This window comes from Dyella sp. AD56 (assembly GCF_002878475.1).
Lineage (GTDB): Bacteria > Pseudomonadota > Gammaproteobacteria > Xanthomonadales > Rhodanobacteraceae > Dyella.
Map to the genome: position 1 here is coordinate 1 of NZ_NRDP01000003.1, position 19,230 is coordinate 19,230.

A 19,230-nucleotide genomic window follows, 5' to 3' on the forward strand; every position below is an offset into this window, starting at 1 on the left:
AACACACCTTTTTGCTGCCGTGCCTGGGCCGCACCGAGCGCGACATGCAAGCGGCCGGGCCATCGGTGACGGTGGAAGATTCGATGTCCATGGTGCATGCCTCGCGCGGCAAGCTCGCGCCGGCTTCCGAGGCTTTGCGTTCGGAGCCCGCTATCGTCGCCGGCCTGGCGCGGGCGACGTTGCCTCAGACCCGCGTGCCGTGGATGGAACTGATCGCGGATTACGATCGCATCCGCGATGCTATCGCCTCGGTCTTTCCCGATTTCGGCAACTACAACGAGCGCATCCGTGTGCCCGGTGGTTTCCGTTTGCCGCTGCCGCCGACGGAGCGCGTGTGGAAGACGCCGTCGGGCAAAGCGCAGTTCCTAATCTTCTATGGAGTGGAGGAGGATCCGGTTGTCGCAGATGCCGGCGTTCTCAAGCTCACCACGGTCCGCAGCCACGATCAGTACAACACCACCATCTACGGTTACGACGATCGCTATCGCGGTGTCTTTGGCCGTCGTGACGTGGTGTTCATGAACAAGGACGACCTCGCCGAGCTTGGCATTCGCGAAGGTGATGTCGTGCGCGTGGAAACCGCGTTCGGTCAGGGCAAGGTGCGCAGCCTCGACAAAGTCATCGCAGTAGCCTACGAGATCGCGCGTGGTGCCGTGGCCACGTATTACCCCGAAGGCAATTGCCTGGTGCCGCTGGACTATCACGATAAGCTCAGCGGAACGCCATCCTATAAGTCAGTGCCGGTGCGTGTGATGCGGGCGGCTTGAACGCCGGTTTGCGCACGTGCAGACCGTTTCAGCGATGGGCGCAGGTGGCGGGCGTGCCGGATGCAAAGCTTTCGTACGCTGCATCCAGCGTGGCCCGTGAATCACGCGGGAGATAGTCGCTGCCCAGGTGCGGCGCGGCCAACATGGGTTTCGCGAAGAACGCGAGCACACCTTCGATCACGGCGGGCTCGCGCAGCAGGCGTCGGTGTCCAAGGCCCCGCGTCTCCACGAGTTGTGCCGATGGCCAGGACGCCGCCACGTCACGTGCCTGTGACAGCGGAACTTCGCGATCCTCTTCGTCATGGATCACCAGAAGCCGTCGCCACTTGTACGTGTCCTCCAGTGTGGCGATGTCCAGATACGACCAGGGGTGTCCTAGCCAGCGCTCGACGTCGGCGCTGAACGTAGCAACGACCCGCTCATTTGCGCCGATGGCGTGTGCAAAACCCTTGATGGCGGCGGACGGCTGGGCAAACGGCGCGACAAAAACGATGTTCGCCGGTGCATTCCATCCTGCGCGCAAAGCCAGCGATAGCGCGGTACATCCACCGGAGTGGGCGATGATGCCGGCCACGGACGATTCGGCGGACGCCACGGTTTCCAACGCATCGGCGAACTCGAAGAACGTCACCCGGCGACCACCGTGTCGGCTGGCGGCAGACGCGCCATGCGCGGGCGCGTCGAAGGCGACGACGCGGAAGCCAGCCGCATGCAGCGGTTCAACGAACGCGTGCAACTGGCCGGCATAGCCGCCCCAGCCATGCAGCAACAGAATGGTCGGACCATGGTTGTCCCAGACCCATGCGGCGATCTTCCGGCCGTGGACGTTGAACGACAAGCGGGCGCCGCTGTCCAGCACAGCTTGTTCCGCTGCGCGAGGCGTGGATCGTGGCGCGGAGAACCACAAGCGTTTCATCAACGTGGCAGCGGACGATGGATGGATCGAACCCAGCAGGCGCATGCCCGTTTGTAACAGGCGTTGGCCTGGTGAGATCCGGTTGGGTATTCCCGTGCGTGATGTCGATGCAGCCGATGAAGCTTGCAAGGTGATGCTGTCCATACGTCCTGCTCGTGGTGTCCAAGGCAGGTGGGACGTTAGCAATCGCCTTTACCCGAAACAGCGGGTATCACGGCCAGATTCATGGGCGTGTTCGCCATCGCGCGGCGATGCGTCAGAACACCGTAACGTCGGCGGTATGGAAGCGTTTGCGGAAGACAGCCGGCGTCAGTTGCGTGCGGCGCGTAAACAGCCGTGAGAACGTCGCCACGTCGAGATAACCCACTTCACCCGCGATCTGCGCGACGCTCAGCGTGGTGTTCTCCAGCAGTAACTTGGCTTTCTCCACGCGCAGGTCATGCAGCATGTCGAGCGGCGAGCGCCCGGTTTCAGCGTGGAACTTCCTCAACAAAGTGCGACTGGAGAGATTGAACGCATCGGCCAACGCGTCGAGTTTGTAGCGTTCCGCCAGACGCTGTTCGAACCACGTACTCACCGCGCGCGCGAACGATTCCTTCCGCTTGTGGCTGAAGCGGTGATCCAGATACGCAGCCTGGCTGCGCCGGCTGTGATCGATCAGGCTGAACCTGCCCACCGCGCGGGCGAGGCTGGTGCCAGCGCAATCGCGGATGAGCTGGAGGGCGAGATCGCCATACGCGGTGAATGCGCCCGAGGTGACGATCTCACCGTCGCGAATGAGCAGGGCATCAGGTACGACATCGACCCTGGGATAGCGTCGCGCCATCTCTCCGGCCAGCGCCCATGCAGTGGTCGCTTGGCGTCCATCCAGAATGCCGGCCTCCGCGAGCAATAGGCTGCCACCGCAGATGGAGGCGACTTTGCGTTGTTCCGCCGCACGACGAATGAGTAGCTTCTCTTCATCCAGGCCGGCGAGTGCTGTGCTGATGTCTTCCGCGCTGTTGAAGTCGAAGGCCGGCACCACGAGCAGATCGAAAGGCATGGGTGCCGCCACGGTGAGCTGTGCGCCGCCCGCCAGCCGCACCTGTCCAGCGTGCGTGCCGATGATGGATATGGCGAACGGCACCGGCGCGTCTGGTGCGCGCAACAAGCTGATGCGGTTGGCGACGAGCAGCACGTCCGACAGTCCGAGGACTTCGGCGCCCATGCATCCGTCGTAAGCAAGAATGGCGACGCGCACGTCGGTTTCCTTCATTCACGGCAATACGCCAAGCGTGGCGATTTTGCCTTGTACGTCAAGCGCCAATTTGCAGGGGGTGCCAGCATTCGGCAAACCAGTTTGCGAGGGAAATCACCATGTTTATCAGCACTATGCGGCGTACCTTTCCGTTTTAGTCGGGGCGTGCGGTGGCGGGCGATACGTCAATATTGGCGATATTGCACAGGCTATTCGCAAATGGGCGGCGGGATCGCCCATCGATCTGTCGCCCGGGCCGAGTGACCCGACAGCATCGCCAACCTAGTCTGCTCAGCGACCGGGGCGGCCGTCGATCCGCCCGTGCAATCCCCACCTTTTGCTTGCGGGAGCCACCCATGTCTGAGCGTCATGTCGTCGATACGTTTGTCACGTTGGTGGAGAGCGGCCGCTTCATCGAGGCGCTGCAGCGTTACTACCATCCATCTGCTGTCGTTTGGGAAAACCAACAGAAGTCACGTATCGGGCTCGAGGCGTTGATCGAGAACGAGCAGTTGGTGCTTAACACCTTCACCACCGTGAAGGGTCATGCGGTACAGGTGATGGTCGACGGCGATCATGTCGTCATCCAATGGCATTTCGAATTTGCAAACGATGCGGTGCGCCTGTCGCTGGACGAAATCGCCGTGCAGCAGTGGGCCGACGGCAAGATCGTCCATGAGCGTTTCTACTACGATCCCGCGCAGCTTCGGCCGGAGAGTGCTCGCCCCGTGGCGGCCGACACTGCGCAAGAGGCCGTTTCATCATGAGTATGGCGTGCGCCTGCGGGTGGGGCGGCGTCAGGCGTCGCGATGCTTTGTCGCGCGGCTCGCCATCCATGCGATTGGCAAGCCGACTAGCACTGTGTGGCTGAAGATCTGCTCGCCGAATGACAGGGCGGTGATGTGCGGGAAGAGTGAGGGCCAGCGCAGGGGCAGCACCATCAAGTTCATCACCGCCCACAACAGCAGGCCATAGAGCACGCCAGAGGCGAAAGGCTTTGCCGTGAGCCATGGGATCTTTCGCGCGGTGGTCAGGAACACGGCCACCATCACGAACATGATGAGGAAGTGCAACAGCACGCCGACCACGAGCGCGGGTGCGCCAGCTTTGATCGCACCGGGCCAGATGGCGGAGGCGATGCCGACAGGTATGGCGAGTGGGTTCTTGCCCTCCAGGAGCGCGTAGGTCACGACCGATAGCAGGTCGAGTGTGCCGGCGATCAGTGTGCCGGCGATCAAAGGGTTCGTCGGTCGTTCGGACAGGCTGTTCATGGCGTCTCTTCGATGAGGTTAGTGATGCGCGCGTCGGGTGGGCTGGGCAGAGACTACGGAGTGGCCGTGTGGCAGAGAATCGGTTTTCGGCAGGCGGACCGCTTTCACCGGTCATGCGGTACACAAGGTGCGGAGTACGTAGGCGAGAATGACGCGCATGACGCCGGAACATGATTCTTTTGGACGTCCAAAGGCGTGGTTGCTTCATGTCGGTGGGTGGGTGGCGTATGGGCTCGTCAGCGCGCTTGGTGCGTTGCCCTATCGCCGTGCCTATCCCGTGCTCCTTTACTTCGCCGGCACCACGGCTGCGGCGTTTCTGGCGAGCTTCGTCATGCTTGCGCTGTGCCGTCGGCTGGCGGCGGGACGATTGCCGTGGCCCAGGGCCATGACCGTGATCGTGGCGTGTTCGTATGTACTTGGCGTGGTGTGCTCCGTGAGCGGTGCGGCCTTGGAGGCTGCGGCCGGTCATGTCGGTCCGGAAGCATCGCATTGGCGGGCGGTCGCGCTCGTTGGTTTTGCCAACGCGTTCAGCCCGGCCATCATGTTGGTGGCGTGGAGCGCGATCTACGGTGCCGCCCAACACTGGCGCGAGGCGCGGCTGCGCGAGCGGGAACTGCTGTTGGCCGAATCGCTGGCGCGCGAAGCGGAACTAAAGGCGTTGCGTTACCAGATTACGCCTCACTTCCTGTTCAACACTCTCAACGGCATATCCACGCTGGTGGGCGAAGGCGATGCGCGATCGGCAAGACGCATGATCGCGCTACTGGCCAATTTTCTTCGCGCCACCTTGGAACCCGCCCGGCAAGGGGATGTGACCCTTGCCCAGGAACTCGCGCAGGTCCAGCAATACGTGGAGATCGAGCAGATCCGCCTGGGCCGACGGCTGGTGGTATCCATCCATTGCGATCCGGAGGCCAGGAATGCGCTGGTGCCACACCTGCTATTGCAGCCGTTGGTAGAGAACGCTGTCCGTCACGGCATCGCGCCTAGCCCCGAAGGCGGCACGTTGTCACTCTCCGTTTGCCGACGTGATGGCATCGTGGAAATCGCGGTGCGTAACAGTCTCAGCGAATTACCTGCTCAATCGCCTTCGGCAGGTGGCCTCGGGCTCGCCAATACGGCGGCGCGACTGGCCGCACGCTATCGTGACGCGTATCGGTTTTCCGCATCGGGTGACACACGGAAAGGCTGGTTGGCCACGATGGAGATTCCCCACCAGACCGCGACCGAGCTTGCGACATGATCCGGGCGCTGATCATCGACGACGAACCACTGGCGCGGCGCGGCGTGCGTGTTTGCCTGCGTCGCGCTGCCGATGTGGTGGTGGTCGGCGAGGCAGAGTCGGGCATGGTGGGCCTGCGGATGATCGAAACGTTGCGGCCGGACGTCGTGTTTCTCGACATACAGATGCCCGCCATGGATGGATTTGCACTGCTGTCGGCGATCGATGGTGACAAGCCGCCTTTGGTTGTTTTCCTGACGGCTCACGACAGCTATGCGCTGCAAGCATTCGGCGTGCACGCGGTCGATTACGTGATGAAACCCATTGACGATGGTCGTTTCGACGATGCCCTGTGTGCGGTTCGCCAACGCGTGCGGGAGCGGCAGGCACACACCTCTCAGGTTGCCGCAACCGGCCGCGAGCTTGTGGCGTGGGATGCACGTCTCGAGGCGAAGCGTGGCGGACGAACGGTCTGGATCGCCGTGGACGAGATCGACTGGATCCAGGCCAGCGGCGACTATGTCACCTTGCATGCGGGAGCACGGCTCCACATGATCCACGAGAGCATGGATGGCATGGAGCGTCGGCTCGATCCCAGACGCTTCGCGCGAATTCACCGTTCTACCATCGTCGCTGTCGACCGAGTCCAAGGCTTTAGCTTGCTGCCCACGCGGGATGCGCTAGTGACCTTGAAAGGCGGTGCCGCACTGCGCGTCAGTCGACGTTTTCGCCACCGGATCAGCCTGGATGGCCTCTGTAGGCTGTAGCGGACGCCATCTCTATTTCGATGGCGTAGCCGCCTGGATGGCCGCGCGTGCGAGCGGTTCCATCGCAGCATATCCCTGCTTGGTTGGGTGCACGCCATCATCCGCGAGCCCCTGTTTCATACCTCCCTGGGCTGTCGTCAGCGCGTCGTAGTAGTCGACGTACGCGAATCCGTTGCGTGCGGCATAGGTCTTGATCCACGCGTTGAGCGTCCGGATGGTGTCGACGGGGTGGATCTCGGGACGCCACTGGAAGTGCGCGGCAGGTGGAATGGAACCGAGGATGACGCGAATACCGTTCGCCTTGGCCAGCTCGGCCATGGAGGCGATGTTGCCTTCAACCTGTTCCAGCGTGACCGGACCGGTGTTGCCGGCGACGTCGTTGGTACCGGCGAGAATGTGCACCGCTTGCGGATGTAGATCGATCACGTCCTGGCGAAAGCGCAACAGCATCTGCGAGGTGGTTTGGCCGCTGATGCCGCGATCGACGTAGCCGTTGGTGAAGAAAGCGGGATTCTGCTTGCCCCAGAACTCCGTGATGGAGTCGCCCATAAAGACGACACGGGGCGCGTTGCCCGCGCGTAGTAGTTCTGCGTTCTGCGCGCGGTATTGGCACAGCTTGCCGAAATCGTGGCTGAGGATGTACGTCATCCATTGCCCCGCCGGCACTTGATCGGGCGTCTTTTGCGTAGCGCAGGGATCGGTGACGACACCAACAACGTCGTCTTGCGCATGGCTCGGCGCTACCGCGATGCACAGCAGGAATGACAAGGCGGCGGGGATGGTCCATCGAAGGGTCATGCTGTTTCCTGCTGGAAAAGTTGGGTTTTTATGTTGAAGCGGACGCTTGGGCATTTAGAGCCGCTAACAAAACTACTGCGCGACCGTCAGGCGGGCGCGGTCGGTGCTCGGAATCCTCATGTACATACAAGTACACTCCGGTTCCTGCGCGCCGCCCACGCCCACCTGCCGGCCGCTCGCTACGTTTTGTTAGCGACTCTTAGCTTCCTGCGTTGCGCAAACGTGTCAACTCCTCGTTGAGCCAATCGGCCGATGGCTGTTCCTTGCCATCGCAACGCACGAGGTAGGGCTTGCCGCTCATGCTGCTTTCCGTGGCGGCGAGCTGGATGAAATCCTCCGCTGAATGCACTTTGCCCTTTCGCTGAAGGTAATGCAGCTTATCCTCGAGATGGCCTTCGGCCTGTGTGGCGGGGTAAGCCGTACCGTTGCGGATAAACGTGCATGAGCTGTGCCCGACGAAGGACAGCAGGGCGGCGATCTCGCGCTGGCTGGCGTCGTCGGATTCGGCGTGCACGGGTAGAACCAAGAAGATCGAGGTATACGCAAGCAGTGTTGCTGCGATGAGTTCACGTAGGCGCGTGACCGTTCCGTCCATGTGTCGATATCCCGTGAATATCTGGTGTGTTGCCAAACCAGTATGACAGTGGTCCACGCACGCGGCGCGCAACCGGAGGCAGCAGGGCTGCCTCCGGTTCGTGATGCCCATGACACAGGCTTCAACCGCTGGCTTTGGACTGAGCTTCGCGCAACTTCTGTGCGCACTCTTCACAACACACCTCGACCACGCGATGGCCGATGGTGACCTTGATGGCGTTGTCGTCCAACGGGTAATCGCACGCGGCGCAGGTCTTCTCGCTCATGGTTCTCTCCGATAGTCACCCGATGCCGGGCGTGATCAACAGACCATGGAAGCACCCGGTGGCGCTGTCGAATTCTTTAGTTGTTTGCCGCATGGCCGACACAGTGGGGTGGACCGGTTCGGGTAGGAAAAATCGGACTTGTCTTATGTCGGTGGCCGGGGGGCGCTTTCTAAGCTGTGCACCGGTTTTCTTGGCTTGCGCAGGCTCCCGTGTCCAACATCAATCCCCGTGACATCAGCGAGTACGCTCACGACGCTGGCGACACACCTGTGTTGCGAGCGTGGGCGCGCGGAGGTGGCATCGTGTTCGCGCTCGCGACGGCGTTTTCCATGGCGTATTCCGCTGAGTGGAAGCTCGGCATGCTGCTGTCCGATCCACTGGTGTGGATGATGTTGTTGGTGGCGCTGGCGGCGGGTTCGGTCTGCGGTTGTGCCGTAGGCGTGCGGTTGGTCGAGCGGACCGCCCGGATCAGGTGATCAGCGGGGCCATACCCCGCGACGACTGGCGAAATTCTGCGGGCGAACGCCCGTAAGCCTGCCGGAACACATTGGTGAAATGACTGTGGCTGGAGAAGCCCAGTTCGGCGGCGAGGGCAGAGAGATCGTCCATCTTGCCAAGTAGGTCCAGCGCACGCGCCAGACGTAGCTGCAACTGGTAGCGATAGAGCGGCATGCCTTCCACCTGTTTGAAGACCTGCGTGAGATAAACCGGCGAACTGCCGATCTCCTCGCCGATCTCGGCGAGCGTCCAGCGGCGCGACAGATCGCTGGCGAGCAGCATCTTCACGCGGTCGGCGAGGCGGCGGCGCGCATGCGTGGAACCGCGCATGCGTGGAACTTGGCGTGCGCGAGGTGCGTGGGCCCAAGCTGCGGCAGACGAGAGTCAGCGCCAGCGCTTCAGCTTCCAGTGGCTCGATGCTGCCGTTACGCAGGCTATGGCGCAGCAAGGCCACCAGCGCCTGTGCGCGTGCGTCAATGCGTTGCGATTGGGAACGGAAGGTCAGGCCCTCTTCCACATGGATGAGCGCCTTGGGCGCGAGTTCGGCAAGCAAGGGTTCCGCAAGGTTCATCGACAGGCAGGCATCACCACCGTCGAGGGGATGGCTGACCTGATAACCCTGTTGTCGGTTGAAGAACAACACGTGGTTGGCATCGGCCACCGACTGGTCGGACGACACATGCCGCAGATACAACCCACGATACGGAAAGACCAACTGGGTGGATGCGGCGCATTCCTCCGCACTCCGGTGCTGACAGGTGCCGCTGCAGTGCACGTCACGCAGCGTGAGGGTGTCCGTCGACAACAGAACGTGGCTGGTGATGGTCGACATGGGCTCGGTGCCGGTGCGGCTCGGGCAGGGTGTGGGCGGAGCATAACAAGGCACCCAGCCCAGGACCTGTGCCGGTGGGTGGATAGCTAAAGATTCTGACAGCGGGCCCTGGGGTGGTGATGGTCTCCTAGATCTGCCCGAAGTGCGGGCGACCTCACGGATCACTGTCATGAGCATCGAACAGCAGAAAGCCCGCGCCCACGCGTTCCACCAGCTGCACGCCGGTAGCGCACCCTTGGTACTGCCCAACGCCTGGGATGCGGCCAGCGCACGCGTCATCGAAAAGGCCGGAGCACCCGCTGTGGCCACCAGCAGCGCCGCCATGGCGTGGGCTCTGGGCGCTCCGGATGGTGAACAACTGGGGCTCGACGACCTGCTGCTCGCCTGCCGACGCATCATCGACGCAGTGGCGGTGCCGGTGAGCGTCGATGTCGAGCGCGGCTACGGCCACGATGCCGAAGAGACCGGTGCGTTGGTTGGTGCGCTGATTCAGCTCGGTGTGGTGGGTATCAATATCGAAGATGGCAAGGACCCGGCCACCGGTCAGCTGGCCGATCCGCGCATTCTTCGCGAGCGGATCGCTTGCATTCGTGCGGTGGCGGAGCATCGCGGCGTGCCCTTGTTCATCAATGCGCGCACCGATGCCTACATCACACCGGGGCTCACCGGTGAGGCGCGCTTCAAGGAGGCGCTGGATCGTGCGCTGTCCTTCGTCGATGCGGGTGCCAACGGCATCTTCGTTCCCGGCCTGGCCGATCCGGCAGAGATTGCACGGTTCGCCATGGCACTGTCGGTGCCGCTCAACGTCTACGTGGGTTATCCGGGTGCGCCTGATGCGAACACGCTGCGCGGATTGGGCGTGCGCCGTATCAGTCTTGGCTGCGGCACCATGCAGGCAGTGCTCGCGCACCTCGGCCGGATCGCCGAAGAAGCGCTGGTGAAGGGGCGTTTCGACATCATGGGCGACCACATGCTCACGGTGGCGGAAGCAAATAGCTTGTTCACCTCTTCATCGCCACGCGTGTTCCGCGAGATGCAGCGTACGGCATGAGTCTAGGGATCGCCTGACGCGTTGCGTGCCTTGATGAAATCCACGAAGGCTCGCAATGGCGTCGGTAGGTTCTGGCGTCCGGGGTAATACAGAAAGGGGCCGCTGAAGTTCTGCCACCACGATTCAAGGATGGGTTCGAGCGCACCGCTGTCGAGATGGGGGCGCAACAGTCCCTCGTATATATGCACCACGCCGAGCCCGGCCAACGCACCGTGGATGAGCAGATCGAGCGCGGCGCCGGGACGCGTGCGCAGCGGGCCAGTGGGCTCGATGCGCACGACTTCGCCATCGCGTTCGAACTCCCACACCGGCATCGCGCCGCTGGCAAACTGACCCCGCAGGCAAGCGTGTTGCAGCAGATCACGCGGATGATGGGGGCGGCCATGCGCATCGAGATAAGCGGCCGTAGCCGCCGTGGCGAAGCGTTGCACGCGCGGGCCGATGGGGATAGCCACCATGTCCTGCTCCAGCCGCTCGTCATAGCGGATACCGGCATCGCAACCGGCGGACAGCACATCGACGAAACTGTCCTCCACCGCCACGTCGACCAGGATGTCCGGGTACGCCTTGAGGAAGTCAGCGAGGATGGCCGGCAGCACCACGCGGGCCACGCCGGCCGGCACGTTGAGCCGGAGCGTGCCGGTGGGTTTGTCGCGGAAGGCGTTGAGCACATCCAGTGCGGCTTCCATTTCCGACAACACTGGCGTGAGTCGTTCGATCAGGCGCTGGCCCGCCTCGGTGGGCGCGACGCTGCGGGTGGTGCGGTTGAGCAGACGCACCCCGAGAGCGGCTTCCAGTCGGCGCACCGCCACGCTGAGCCCGGAGGCGGATACGCCACTGGCGCGCGCGGCGTCGCGGAAGCCGCCTGCCCGGGCAACGGCGAGGAAGGCGGCGAGATCGTTGAATTCCATGGCCATTGTGCAAATTTTTGCACAGTCTGTACGAATTGGCATGGATTCTCTAACAGACGAGGCGTGTGCATAGTGGCGTCACCCCATTGAGGACATCGCCATGACTCATCCCCTGAAGACCTTTCCGTTCGCCGGTGCCGCCGTGAACCGTATGGGCTACGGCGCCATGCAGCTAGCCGGCCCGGGCGTGTTCGGCCCGCCGAAAGACCACCAAGCCGCGGTTGCCGTACTGCGCGAGGCCGTTGCGGCGGGGGTCAATCACATCGACACCAGCGACTTCTACGGGCCGCACGTGACTAACCGGCTGATTCGCGAGGCGCTGCATCCGTATCGTGATGATCTGGTCATCGTTACCAAGGTGGGCGCGACCCGTGGCGACGACGCTTCGTGGTTGCCCGCACAGGAGCCGGCCCAGCTCGAACGCGGCGTACACGACAACCTGAAGAACCTCGGTCTCGACGTGTTGGATGTGGTGAACATCCGCATCATGGGCGACGTGCATGCACCCAAGGAAGGCTCCATCGCCCGACAAGTGGAAGCGCTGGCCGAGCTGCAACGCAAGGGGCTGGTGCGCCACGTTGGCCTGAGTAACGTCACCTCGGCGCAAGTGGCCGAAGCACAGCGCATCACCGAGATCGTCTGCGTGCAGAACCACTACAACCTGGTGCATCGCGCCGACGATGCGCTGGTCGAGGAGCTCGCGGTCCAGGGCATTGCCTATGTGCCGTTCTTCCCGTTGGGCGGCTTCACGCCGATCCAGTCGTCGGGCCTGTCGGATATCGCCGCGTCGCTGGGCGCGACACCGATGCAGGTCGCGCTGGCGTGGCTGCTCCATCGCGCGCCCAACATCCTGCTGATTCCGGGTACGTCGTCAGTCGCCCACCTGCGCGAAAACATGCAGGCGGCGTTGGTGCTCCCCGACGATGTACTGGTCGCGCTGGATGCATTGGCCTTGCAGGCTTCTGCGGCCTGAGAGGTGCGGCGCGCCCGCCGAGGATCGACGAGCGCGCCGTTACGCGTGTCATGCAAGGTTCCGCAGCGGGACGGCATACTGCGCACCTGAATCCACGCAAGGAAACACGGATGTTCAAGCGCATCATGGACCGCTTTTCGGGCAAGAAGACCGACCCGGCTGCCGCGCCGGCACAAGCCCCAACCGCGCCGCCGCCGGATGAGCAGGAACTCATCACGGTCTACGACGCCTACGGCCGCGAGATGAAGATCACCCGCGCCGACTGGCGCGACAAGCTGTTCCTTCCCCAGCTCAAGTCGAGCTGGGATCAGCCAGATGCCCTGTACTCGTTGATCCTCAACGGGATCAACGACGGCATGTTTGACGAGGTCAAGGCAGCGTCCGCGCGTTTGCTGACGATCGATCCCATTCCCGAGCGCAGTGGCACCATGCGCGCCATCGTCATGCTCAAGCTCGGCCGGCTGGACGATGCCGAAGCGATACTGCGCGAGACGATGCAGAAGGTCGGCGAAACCGGCACGCTGCTCACCAATCTCGCGAAAGTGGAAGCCGAGCGTGGCGAACACGAGAAGGCCGAAGCCACGTTGTGGAAGGCGATCGAGCGCGAACCCAATCTCGACAACGGCCTGATGTGGTGGGCCGGCATCCACAAGGATCGCGGCGGCGACGAAGCCTATGCCAGTGCATTGCAGCGTGTGGCCGCACTGCCCGGCAGTTGGCGCGCGCAACTGTGGCTGGCGCGCGGCCATCTCGAACACGGCGACGTGGCCGATGCGCGCACTCTCTACGAGCAGGTGCTGGCGACGACCACACTCGATGCTGAGTCGTTGATGATGGTCTCCGGCGACCTCGGCAATCATGGCCAGGTGCCGCTGATGGTCGAGCTGATCGCGCCAGTGCTGGATTTTCAGCGGCACGACCCGCGTGCAGGCATGAACCTGGTGCAGGCGTATCTGCAGCTTGACCGTCTGGACGAAGGTGAAGCGCTGCTTTCGAAGCTCTACGCGTTGGACCTGCCGCCGTTCAAGCAATACCTGGATCGCTTTTCGGCAGAATTCCAGCAGCGTCGCACGCAGGAAGCCAAGCCCACGCCCATCGTCGAGCAGGCGATGGATATCGCAGGCGTTCCCTACAGCGGGCCGATCTGGGCGTATGGCCTGCGCAATCCGCCATGGTTGTTCGCGCCCAAGAGCGAGACGGCGAAGAAGGTCCTGTTTCTGTGCCTGAGTAAAAAGCTGACCGGCGGTGAAGCGGCGCAGCAGGAGCGCGAGAACGCCATTGGCCGGCTGAGCCGCGCCTTGCCGCTGTATTTCGCTGAGTCCGTGCATGTTTGGACCGGGCACGAAGGGCAAGCGGTGATCCCCGTGGTGCGCGGTGGCGGGCCGGTACTGTTCGGTGCGTCGGATGATGACGACGCGACCATCGAGGCGTTCAAGTCGCGTGGCGACATCATCGTGTGCGGCAGCATCGACGACAGCGAAGGACGTTGGCGCGTCGCCTGCCATGTCTGGTCCGCCGAGAAGAACGACTGGATCGCCCGCGAACAGATCGATGTTCCCGCCGACGAGCTGGGGCAGGGCGTGCTTGCACTGGAACAGCGGTTACTGGCCACATTGGGCGAGCTGCGCGAAACGCCGTGGGATACCTGGTATGCGCGCCCCTCGGTCGAGGCGATGGACGTCTATCTCACCGGACTCTCCCAGAGCCTAATGCTATCGCTGGTGGCGAATGGGCTGGTACCCAAGGACGGTCTTTGGGGCGAGCGCAACATGCTCGAATGGTGGTTGCGCATGTCGTTGCAGTGGCCATCATGGGTAGTGCCGCGCATGGCCTATCTGGCGATCCTGTCGAATGCGGCGCACTACGGTTCGCCGGTGCTGGAGGAATTCCGCGAGCGTACGCTCGCCCTGATCAGGGACGTGGAACGCGATCAGCCACTGCTGGCGCGACTGGCGCCTGTCGCCTGGAAAGCCTTCGGCATGAACGATGCGCTGGAGCACGCGCGCCGGCAGGTCGGTGCCGAGGACGCCTACGCACAATGGCTGGATCGCGTTGTACAGGGTGGGCAACCCTTGGTCAGCGCGTAAGGCTGCTTGTCACGTTAATCGCAGCGCAGAAGCTGGCGGCGTAAACCACGAGGCGTTGTGCTGTTATCGCAGGCACCTGTTGCGCGAGCGGCGGGTGCCTGCTGTTATGGTGCATGGGCGGAAACATGCCGCGTGATCGAGAGCACTCGGTGCGATTCCCACGAGCGCCGCAGGGAACATGACGACGCTAGAGGGAGGACGCCAATGACGAGTACGGAGCAGGGCGGGTCACCCATTACGCGGGCCTCGATGGTCATTGCCGCGCTCTCCACGGTGGTGGAGTGGTACGACTTCACGCTCTACCTGTATTTCGCCACGGTGTTGTCGCGGGTGTTCTTCGGTGGTGGCGATCATTCGCTACTCGCCACGCTGGCGGGTTTTGCCATTTCGTATGCGATGCGCCCGCTGGGCGCGCTGGTGTTTGGTGTGATTGGCGACCGCTTGGGCCGGCGGCCTACGTTGTTGTTGTCGATGGCGTTGATGACGGTGGCGATGCTGATCACCGCACTGCTGCCCGACTATCGTCACATGGGCGTGGTCGCGGGTTATCTGTTGTTGCTGCTGCGCTGCCTGATGGCGTTCTCCGTCGGTGGCGAATACACCGGCGTGGTCGCTTATCTGCTCGAAGGCTCGGAGAAGCGGCATCGCGGACTGGTGACCTCGCTGGCCTCGGCGGCCAGCGAGATCGGTGCCTTGTTGGCGGTGGGTGTGTCGGCGGTGACGGTGGCTTTGTCGAGCCGGGATGATCTCGACGCATGGGCGTGGCGCATACCGTTCTTCGTTGGTGCGACTTTGGCCGGCAGTGTCTGGATCGCGCGCTCAGCCATGCAGGAGTCACCGGATTTCGAGCGCCAGCAGGCGCGCGGTAGTGTGCCCCGGACGCCGGTGCGCGACACGCTGGCCTATCACCGCATTGCTATCTGGCGCACCTTTGCGATCTCCGCACTGGGATCGATCACCTATTACGTGGGTATCACCTATGTGCCGGCGTTCCTGAGTTCCACCGGTACGCTGGGTGAAAGTGAGTCCCTCACCTTGTCGACGCTGGCGGCAGTGGCAGTGATCCTGATTACGCCGTGGGTCGGGTCGCTCTCTGATCGTGTAGGACGCAAACCGGTATTGGGTTGGCTGGCCGTGCTGAGTGCCGCGCTGCCGTTGGCGATGTTCAGCCTGATGGCACACGGCTCGCGATGGCAGATCATCCTGGCGACAGTGGTACTGGCCTGCGTCGCCGGTGGCGTCAGCGCGGTGGGTGCACCGGCGACGGCGGAGCAATTCCCCGGCGAAGGGCGCCTCAGCGGCTTGGCCCTGGGGGCAACCGCGGCTACGGCGATTTTTGGCGGCGTTACGCCCTTCCTTGCCGAGTTGTTGATCCGGCTGACCGGTTGGTCGGCTGTGCCCGGGGCCATGATTGCGGTGATAGCCCTGGCCGTATTGCCGGTGCTGCTGACCATGCCGGAAACCCGGCCACAGCGCTGAGGCGGCGACCGAAGGAAGTTGCGGTGTCGCTGACGGTCGTCGCCTGCTGTCACAAAGTGACCCGGCGTGGCGGCTTCACGGCAACACGTAAAGCGATCAAAGCGTCATCGTGACTGAGATAGTGGTCACGGCATGGTAATGCTGACTGGCATGTCGCTTGCTTACTTTGCTTCATTCTTAAGCATTGGGCTGAGCGATTGTCGTCGGTGCACAGGGCGCAGGCGATAGCTCCGGGGGGATCCGCTGTCCAACATTCATTCGAACTCAAGAGCGATGTCCGTCTCTCTGGTGGGCTTGCTTGCGCTCGGACACTGCGCGGCGTTCGCTGATCGCCATCTTCCGGCGGTGGCGGCGCCTCTGCTCAAGGTCAGTCTGGGTCTGAGCGACACGCAGTTGGGCTTCCTCGACGGGCCGGCCTTTGTGCTCCTGTATGTCGTGGGCATGTTGGTGAGCTGGCCCTTGGCGAACTCTCCGCACCGACTGCGCTTGCTCGCCGGGTGCATCGGCGTGTGGGTGTTGGGCATGTTGATCTTTGCCCTCGCTCCCACATTCGACGTGCTGGTGGTGGGGCGTGCCTTGGTCGGCTTTGGGCAGGCGTTGTTCGTGCCGCTGGCGCTGGGTTTGATTGTGCAGTGTTCGGCGCCCGCACAGCGTGGGCGCTCAATGGCGGTGTTCACCGCGGCGGCGGTTGCGGGGCGCGGCCTTGCGCTGCTCGCGGGCGGTGCGGCGCTGATGCTGCTGGCGCATTGGATGCCTGCGTCTGCACATGCGCATTGGCGCGTGCTGTTTCTGGTGATGGCAGCACCCAACGTGCTGTTGATGGTTCTGCTTTGCTGTCGGCGGGAACGCATACCGACGTCTCCGTCGTCTTCGAAGGTCGCCGCCGAAATGCTGGCGGCGTTCCGCGCGCGGCCGGGCACGTTCTGCGCGTATCTGGGCAGCGCGGGCGCGAGCGTGCTGGTAGTGCAGAGCATTGGTGCGTGGGCGCCATCGATACTGCATCGCGAGCAGGGGTTGTCTCCCGCCGTGGCGGCGCTGGTGTTTGGCCTGGCGCTGCTGGTGGCGTCGCCCCTGGGGCATCTTTTGGCCGGCCTGTTGGTCGATAAGCGCGCGCGGCACGTCACGCCCATGTCCATCGTGGCGGTGGCCTTGATGGCGGTGGTGCCGATGCTGTGGGCGATTCCATCTGCTACATCGGCGACGGAGGCATGCGTGCTGCTCGCGCTTGCTTCACTGGCTGGCGGCACGGCGGCGGTAGCCGCGCTGGCGGGGCTGCCGTTGATGCTGCACGTGCAGGTGCGCGACATCGGGCTGCGCCTGTTTCTCACCTTTATTACCTTGGTCGGCGTTGCGCTGGGGCCGTACATGGCCGGGGTGGTCAGCGACAGCTTGGGTATGGGTGGCCATGGTTTGTCGCTGGCCTTATACAAGGTGTGTTCGGTAGCTGCCGCCGCTGGCGTGTCGGCAGCGCTGCTGGCATCGCAGGGCTGGCGCCGCGTCGTGGCAGAGGTGGCCGAGTGAGCGAGATATTCTCGTTTGACAGCGCCGGCATCGATCCGGACGAAGCATTTGCCCAGTACCGGGACCTTTACGCATCGGGGGCGGATGTGGAGCGCCTGCCCACACCTTTCTTCGCTCGGGTGCGTAGTTGGCGACTGGACCGCACGTTGTTGTTCTCGCGCGAGTACGGTGGCATTCGCCATCAGCGGCGTGACCGAGTGGTGCGCGATGGCTTCGATCATTTCGTACTGCATCATGTTCTGGATGGCGAGCTGCTTGGCGGCCCGGCAGGACGTTCGATACCGGTGCGGCCCGGCGAGACGCTGGTGCTCGATACCCGCGAGCCGATGGAAAGCGGCGCTGCATCGGTGCGACTGGTGACAGTCAGTCTGGCGCGGGAAACCATGTTGGCGGCGATCGGTGCGACGGACGATCTGCATGGTCACCACATCGGCCGCCGCGAGGGCGCGTTGCTCGCGTCGCTGCTGCGCGAACTGGTGGAGCAGGCTGCTCACTTGTCGCCTGGCTCACATGCGGTGGTGACGCGCACGCTGGTGGATCTGCTTTCGCTGGCTATCCATCCTGCCGGAGGCCCCGGACGTTCGGACTTCTATCGACAGGAGCGCGTGCGCCGCGAGGCAGTGCGGTGTGCGATCGAGGCGCATATCACCGACGCTGATCTTTCGGTGCAGCACATCGTTGGCCTCACTGGCATCTCGCGCGCCGGCCTGTATCGGCTGCTAGAGCCGCAGGGCGGCGTGGCGCGCTTCATACAGCTATGTCGTCTGCAGCATTTGCGAGCGCGCCTTGATGATCGTGCGTACGACGGCCGCTCGCTCGCCGAGCTGGCGCCCTTGTCCGGCCTCTCTGGGGAGAGTCATGCGGGCCGCCTATTCAAGCAATTCTTCAGCGTGTCGCCGGGCATGTACCGGGTGGCCAGTATCCGTGGCTCCCAGTCGCCGTCGGTCGAGGCCATGTCGCGCCGCTGGGACAGCTGCCTATACGAGTTGCGCTGAGCCCCGGCTGTCGCCGTCTAGCACCAGCGTCTCAGAAATGGAACGTACAGATATGTTCCTTCCCTGAGGGCTGGCCATAGCATTCCTTTATGTCATTGTGGTGATAGGTGTTTGGCAAAAATGAGCGCAATCTGATCGTCGGTTGCGCCGATGGGGCGTAAGCCCACACAGGGGAAACGATGGATCGCCAGTTTCATTTCATCTCGGGCCTGCCAAGGTCGGGGTCAACCTTGCTTTCGGCCATTTTGAGCCAGAATCCCCGCTTTTATGCGGGCATGAGCGGCCCCATCGGGGGCACCTTCAATACGCTGTTGGGTGAGTTGAGCGGTCGCAACGAGTACGCGGTGTTCGTCACCGATGCACAACGCCAACGCTTGCTCAAGGGGCTGTTCGACGGGTACTACGGGCCCGAATACACCGCCGAGATCGTCTTCGATACCAACCGCATCTGGTGCAGCAAAATGCGGCATCTCCAGTTGCTGTTTCCACAGGGCAAGGTCATTGCCTGCGTGCGCAACATGTCGTGGATCATCGACAGCATCGAACAGTTGATCCGTAAGAACACCTTCCAACCATCGTCCATCTTCAATTATCAGGCGGGTGGCACGGTGTATTCGCGTGCCGAAGGCCTGGCCAATGGCGAGGGCATGGTGGGCGCGCCGTACAACGCGTTGAAAGAAGCGTTCTACGGCGATGAAACCGCCAACCTCATGCTGCTGCAGTACGAGACGCTGGTAAGCGATCCGGCCAAGGCCATCGCCGCCGTCTACGACTTCATTGGCGAAGCGCCGTATGCGCACGACTTCGAAAACATCATCTACCAGGCCGATGAATTCGATCTGCGCGCGGGCACGCCGGGCCTGCACGAAGTACGCAAGAAGATCGCGGTGCGCGAACGCATGAGCGTGTTGCCGCCGGACGTTTTTCGACGCTTCGAAAACGACACCTTCTGGCTCGATCCCTCGCTGAATCCACGCAACGTACGCGTCATGTAACGGCGCACCGCGCCGCCTTTTTTTTCCAAAAAAAGCTTCCCGCCGAGGGC

Annotated in this window: 21 protein-coding genes and 1 other RNA gene; 14 read left to right on the top strand and 8 right to left on the bottom strand. The window is 63.1% G+C overall.

The annotated features are described in order from the left end of the window. Positions 1 to 767 (top strand): molybdopterin dinucleotide binding domain-containing protein (locus tag DyAD56_RS02580; protein ID WP_304529230.1); only part of this gene is annotated, 767 nt, incomplete at its 5' end. Positions 768 to 795: 28 nt separating this feature from the next. On the opposite strand, the gene DyAD56_RS02585 is transcribed toward DyAD56_RS02580, so the two are convergent. Both DyAD56_RS02585 and DyAD56_RS02590 read right to left on the bottom strand, forming a co-directional pair. Further along, positions 796 to 1,827 (bottom strand): alpha/beta hydrolase, encoded by a 1,032-nt coding sequence (locus tag DyAD56_RS02585; protein ID WP_102301200.1) that lies wholly within the window; start codon positions 1,825 to 1,827, stop codon positions 796 to 798. A 112-nt stretch (positions 1,828 to 1,939) separates the two neighbouring features. Continuing rightward, on the bottom strand, positions 1,940 to 2,923 hold the full coding sequence (locus tag DyAD56_RS02590; protein WP_158241232.1) for a helix-turn-helix domain-containing protein: 984 nt from the start codon (positions 2,921 to 2,923) through the stop codon (positions 1,940 to 1,942). Positions 2,924 to 3,276: 353 nt separating this feature from the next. Here DyAD56_RS02590 and DyAD56_RS02595 point away from each other — a divergent pair, with 353 nt between their 5' ends. After that, positions 3,277 to 3,687 carry a nuclear transport factor 2 family protein gene (locus DyAD56_RS02595; protein ID WP_102301202.1) on the top strand — a complete coding sequence of 137 codons (411 nt, stop codon included), beginning with the start codon at positions 3,277 to 3,279 and terminating at the stop codon, positions 3,685 to 3,687. Between the two features lie 30 nt (positions 3,688 to 3,717). Here the strand turns inward: DyAD56_RS02595 and DyAD56_RS02600 are convergent, their stop codons facing one another. Beyond that, positions 3,718 to 4,191 carry a hypothetical protein gene (locus tag DyAD56_RS02600; protein WP_102301203.1) on the bottom strand — a complete coding sequence of 158 codons (474 nt, stop codon included), beginning with the start codon at positions 4,189 to 4,191 and terminating at the stop codon, positions 3,718 to 3,720. A gap of 157 nt (positions 4,192 to 4,348) precedes the next feature. Between DyAD56_RS02600 and DyAD56_RS02605 the strand changes: the two genes are divergently transcribed. Both DyAD56_RS02605 and DyAD56_RS02610 read left to right on the top strand, forming a co-directional pair. Next, a complete protein-coding gene (locus DyAD56_RS02605; RefSeq protein WP_158241233.1) occupies positions 4,349 to 5,434 on the top strand; it encodes a histidine kinase in 1,086 nt (361 codons plus the stop codon). Then, entirely contained in the window at positions 5,431 to 6,180 is a 750-nt protein-coding gene (locus tag DyAD56_RS02610; protein WP_102301205.1) for a LytTR family DNA-binding domain-containing protein, read from the top strand. Before DyAD56_RS02605 ends, DyAD56_RS02610 begins: the two co-directional genes overlap by 4 nt. A gap of 12 nt (positions 6,181 to 6,192) precedes the next feature. Here the strand turns inward: DyAD56_RS02610 and DyAD56_RS02615 are convergent, their stop codons facing one another. After that, on the bottom strand, positions 6,193 to 6,978 hold the full coding sequence (locus tag DyAD56_RS02615) for an SGNH/GDSL hydrolase family protein (RefSeq protein ID WP_102301206.1): 786 nt from the start codon (positions 6,976 to 6,978) through the stop codon (positions 6,193 to 6,195). A 118-nt stretch (positions 6,979 to 7,096) separates the two neighbouring features. On the opposite strand from DyAD56_RS02615, the gene DyAD56_RS02620 reads away from it, so the two are divergent. Next, positions 7,097 to 7,173: non-coding RNA, sX9 sRNA (locus DyAD56_RS02620), on the top strand. Between the two features lie 4 nt (positions 7,174 to 7,177). Here DyAD56_RS02620 and DyAD56_RS02625 read toward each other — a convergent pair. Then, positions 7,178 to 7,573, bottom strand: coding sequence for a DUF5329 domain-containing protein (locus DyAD56_RS02625; RefSeq protein WP_158241234.1), 396 nt, complete (start codon positions 7,571 to 7,573; stop codon positions 7,178 to 7,180). A gap of 121 nt (positions 7,574 to 7,694) precedes the next feature. Further along, entirely contained in the window at positions 7,695 to 7,838 is a 144-nt protein-coding gene (locus DyAD56_RS24045) for a hypothetical protein (protein WP_199043759.1), read from the bottom strand. A gap of 209 nt (positions 7,839 to 8,047) precedes the next feature. On the opposite strand from DyAD56_RS24045, the gene DyAD56_RS02630 reads away from it, so the two are divergent. Continuing rightward, positions 8,048 to 8,314, top strand: a complete 267-nt coding sequence (locus DyAD56_RS02630; RefSeq protein ID WP_102301207.1) for a hypothetical protein — start codon at positions 8,048 to 8,050, stop codon at positions 8,312 to 8,314. Here the strand turns inward: DyAD56_RS02630 and DyAD56_RS24175 are convergent. After that, on the bottom strand, positions 8,307 to 8,666 hold the full coding sequence (locus DyAD56_RS24175) for an AraC family transcriptional regulator (RefSeq protein WP_233202256.1): 360 nt from the start codon (positions 8,664 to 8,666) through the stop codon (positions 8,307 to 8,309). The genes DyAD56_RS02630 and DyAD56_RS24175 overlap by 8 nt on opposite strands. On the opposite strand from DyAD56_RS24175, the gene DyAD56_RS24180 reads away from it, so the two are divergent. Both DyAD56_RS24180 and DyAD56_RS02640 read left to right on the top strand, forming a co-directional pair. Beyond that, positions 8,665 to 9,258 carry a hypothetical protein gene (locus DyAD56_RS24180; protein WP_233202257.1) on the top strand — a complete coding sequence of 198 codons (594 nt, stop codon included), beginning with the start codon at positions 8,665 to 8,667 and terminating at the stop codon, positions 9,256 to 9,258. The genes DyAD56_RS24175 and DyAD56_RS24180 overlap by 2 nt on opposite strands. Before the next feature lie 79 nt (positions 9,259 to 9,337). Next, positions 9,338 to 10,219: an isocitrate lyase/phosphoenolpyruvate mutase family protein gene (locus tag DyAD56_RS02640; protein ID WP_102301208.1), complete on the top strand. Its 882-nt coding sequence runs from the start codon at positions 9,338 to 9,340 to the stop codon at positions 10,217 to 10,219. Between the two features lie 2 nt (positions 10,220 to 10,221). Here DyAD56_RS02640 and DyAD56_RS02645 read toward each other — a convergent pair whose 3' ends face one another. Further along, complete coding sequence (locus tag DyAD56_RS02645) at positions 10,222 to 11,136, bottom strand: LysR family transcriptional regulator (protein ID WP_199178865.1); 915 nt, start codon at positions 11,134 to 11,136, stop codon at positions 10,222 to 10,224. Positions 11,137 to 11,230: 94 nt separating this feature from the next. Here DyAD56_RS02645 and DyAD56_RS02650 point away from each other — a divergent pair, with 94 nt between their 5' ends. From DyAD56_RS02650 to DyAD56_RS02675, 6 genes are all read left to right on the top strand, one after another. Further along, complete coding sequence (locus tag DyAD56_RS02650) at positions 11,231 to 12,103, top strand: aldo/keto reductase family oxidoreductase (RefSeq protein WP_102301210.1); 873 nt, start codon at positions 11,231 to 11,233, stop codon at positions 12,101 to 12,103. A 110-nt stretch (positions 12,104 to 12,213) separates the two neighbouring features. Further along, positions 12,214 to 14,190 (top strand): tetratricopeptide repeat protein, encoded by a 1,977-nt coding sequence (locus tag DyAD56_RS02655; protein ID WP_102301211.1) that lies wholly within the window; start codon positions 12,214 to 12,216, stop codon positions 14,188 to 14,190. A gap of 204 nt (positions 14,191 to 14,394) precedes the next feature. Next, a complete protein-coding gene (locus DyAD56_RS02660) occupies positions 14,395 to 15,669 on the top strand; it encodes an MFS transporter (RefSeq protein WP_102301212.1) in 1,275 nt (424 codons plus the stop codon). A 273-nt stretch (positions 15,670 to 15,942) separates the two neighbouring features. Continuing rightward, the gene (locus DyAD56_RS02665) at positions 15,943 to 17,190 is read left to right on the top strand and encodes an MFS transporter (RefSeq protein WP_102301213.1); all 1,248 of its coding nucleotides are present in this window, start codon (positions 15,943 to 15,945) and stop codon (positions 17,188 to 17,190) included. Continuing rightward, positions 17,187 to 18,185 carry a helix-turn-helix domain-containing protein gene (locus DyAD56_RS02670; RefSeq protein ID WP_102301214.1) on the top strand — a complete coding sequence of 333 codons (999 nt, stop codon included), beginning with the start codon at positions 17,187 to 17,189 and terminating at the stop codon, positions 18,183 to 18,185. Before DyAD56_RS02665 ends, DyAD56_RS02670 begins: the two co-directional genes overlap by 4 nt. Positions 18,186 to 18,364: 179 nt before the next feature. Next, on the top strand, positions 18,365 to 19,180 hold the full coding sequence (locus tag DyAD56_RS02675; protein WP_102301215.1) for a sulfotransferase: 816 nt from the start codon (positions 18,365 to 18,367) through the stop codon (positions 19,178 to 19,180). Positions 19,181 to 19,230 lie beyond the last annotated feature (50 nt).

Coding starts and splice junctions, on each gene's coding strand:
- DyAD56_RS02610 (WP_102301205.1), top strand. CDS start 5,431: ATGATCCGGGCGCTGATCATCGACGACGAACCACTGGCGCGGCGCGGC.
- DyAD56_RS24045 (WP_199043759.1), bottom strand. CDS start 7,838: ATGAGCGAGAAGACCTGCGCCGCGTGCGATTACCCGTTGGACGACAAC.
- DyAD56_RS02660 (WP_102301212.1), top strand. CDS start 14,395: ATGACGAGTACGGAGCAGGGCGGGTCACCCATTACGCGGGCCTCGATG.
- DyAD56_RS02585 (WP_102301200.1), bottom strand. CDS start 1,827: ATGGACAGCATCACCTTGCAAGCTTCATCGGCTGCATCGACATCACGC.
- DyAD56_RS02595 (WP_102301202.1), top strand. CDS start 3,277: ATGTCTGAGCGTCATGTCGTCGATACGTTTGTCACGTTGGTGGAGAGC.
- DyAD56_RS02605 (WP_158241233.1), top strand. CDS start 4,349: ATGACGCCGGAACATGATTCTTTTGGACGTCCAAAGGCGTGGTTGCTT.
- DyAD56_RS24180 (WP_233202257.1), top strand. CDS start 8,665: ATGCGTGGAACTTGGCGTGCGCGAGGTGCGTGGGCCCAAGCTGCGGCA.
- DyAD56_RS02665 (WP_102301213.1), top strand. CDS start 15,943: ATGTCCGTCTCTCTGGTGGGCTTGCTTGCGCTCGGACACTGCGCGGCG.
- DyAD56_RS02650 (WP_102301210.1), top strand. CDS start 11,231: ATGACTCATCCCCTGAAGACCTTTCCGTTCGCCGGTGCCGCCGTGAAC.
- DyAD56_RS02625 (WP_158241234.1), bottom strand. CDS start 7,573: ATGGACGGAACGGTCACGCGCCTACGTGAACTCATCGCAGCAACACTG.
- DyAD56_RS02675 (WP_102301215.1), top strand. CDS start 18,365: ATGGATCGCCAGTTTCATTTCATCTCGGGCCTGCCAAGGTCGGGGTCA.
- DyAD56_RS02600 (WP_102301203.1), bottom strand. CDS start 4,191: ATGAACAGCCTGTCCGAACGACCGACGAACCCTTTGATCGCCGGCACA.
- DyAD56_RS02640 (WP_102301208.1), top strand. CDS start 9,338: ATGAGCATCGAACAGCAGAAAGCCCGCGCCCACGCGTTCCACCAGCTG.
- DyAD56_RS02645 (WP_199178865.1), bottom strand. CDS start 11,136: ATGGCCATGGAATTCAACGATCTCGCCGCCTTCCTCGCCGTTGCCCGG.
- DyAD56_RS02655 (WP_102301211.1), top strand. CDS start 12,214: ATGTTCAAGCGCATCATGGACCGCTTTTCGGGCAAGAAGACCGACCCG.
- DyAD56_RS02615 (WP_102301206.1), bottom strand. CDS start 6,978: ATGACCCTTCGATGGACCATCCCCGCCGCCTTGTCATTCCTGCTGTGC.
- DyAD56_RS24175 (WP_233202256.1), bottom strand. CDS start 8,666: ATGCGCGGTTCCACGCATGCGCGCCGCCGCCTCGCCGACCGCGTGAAG.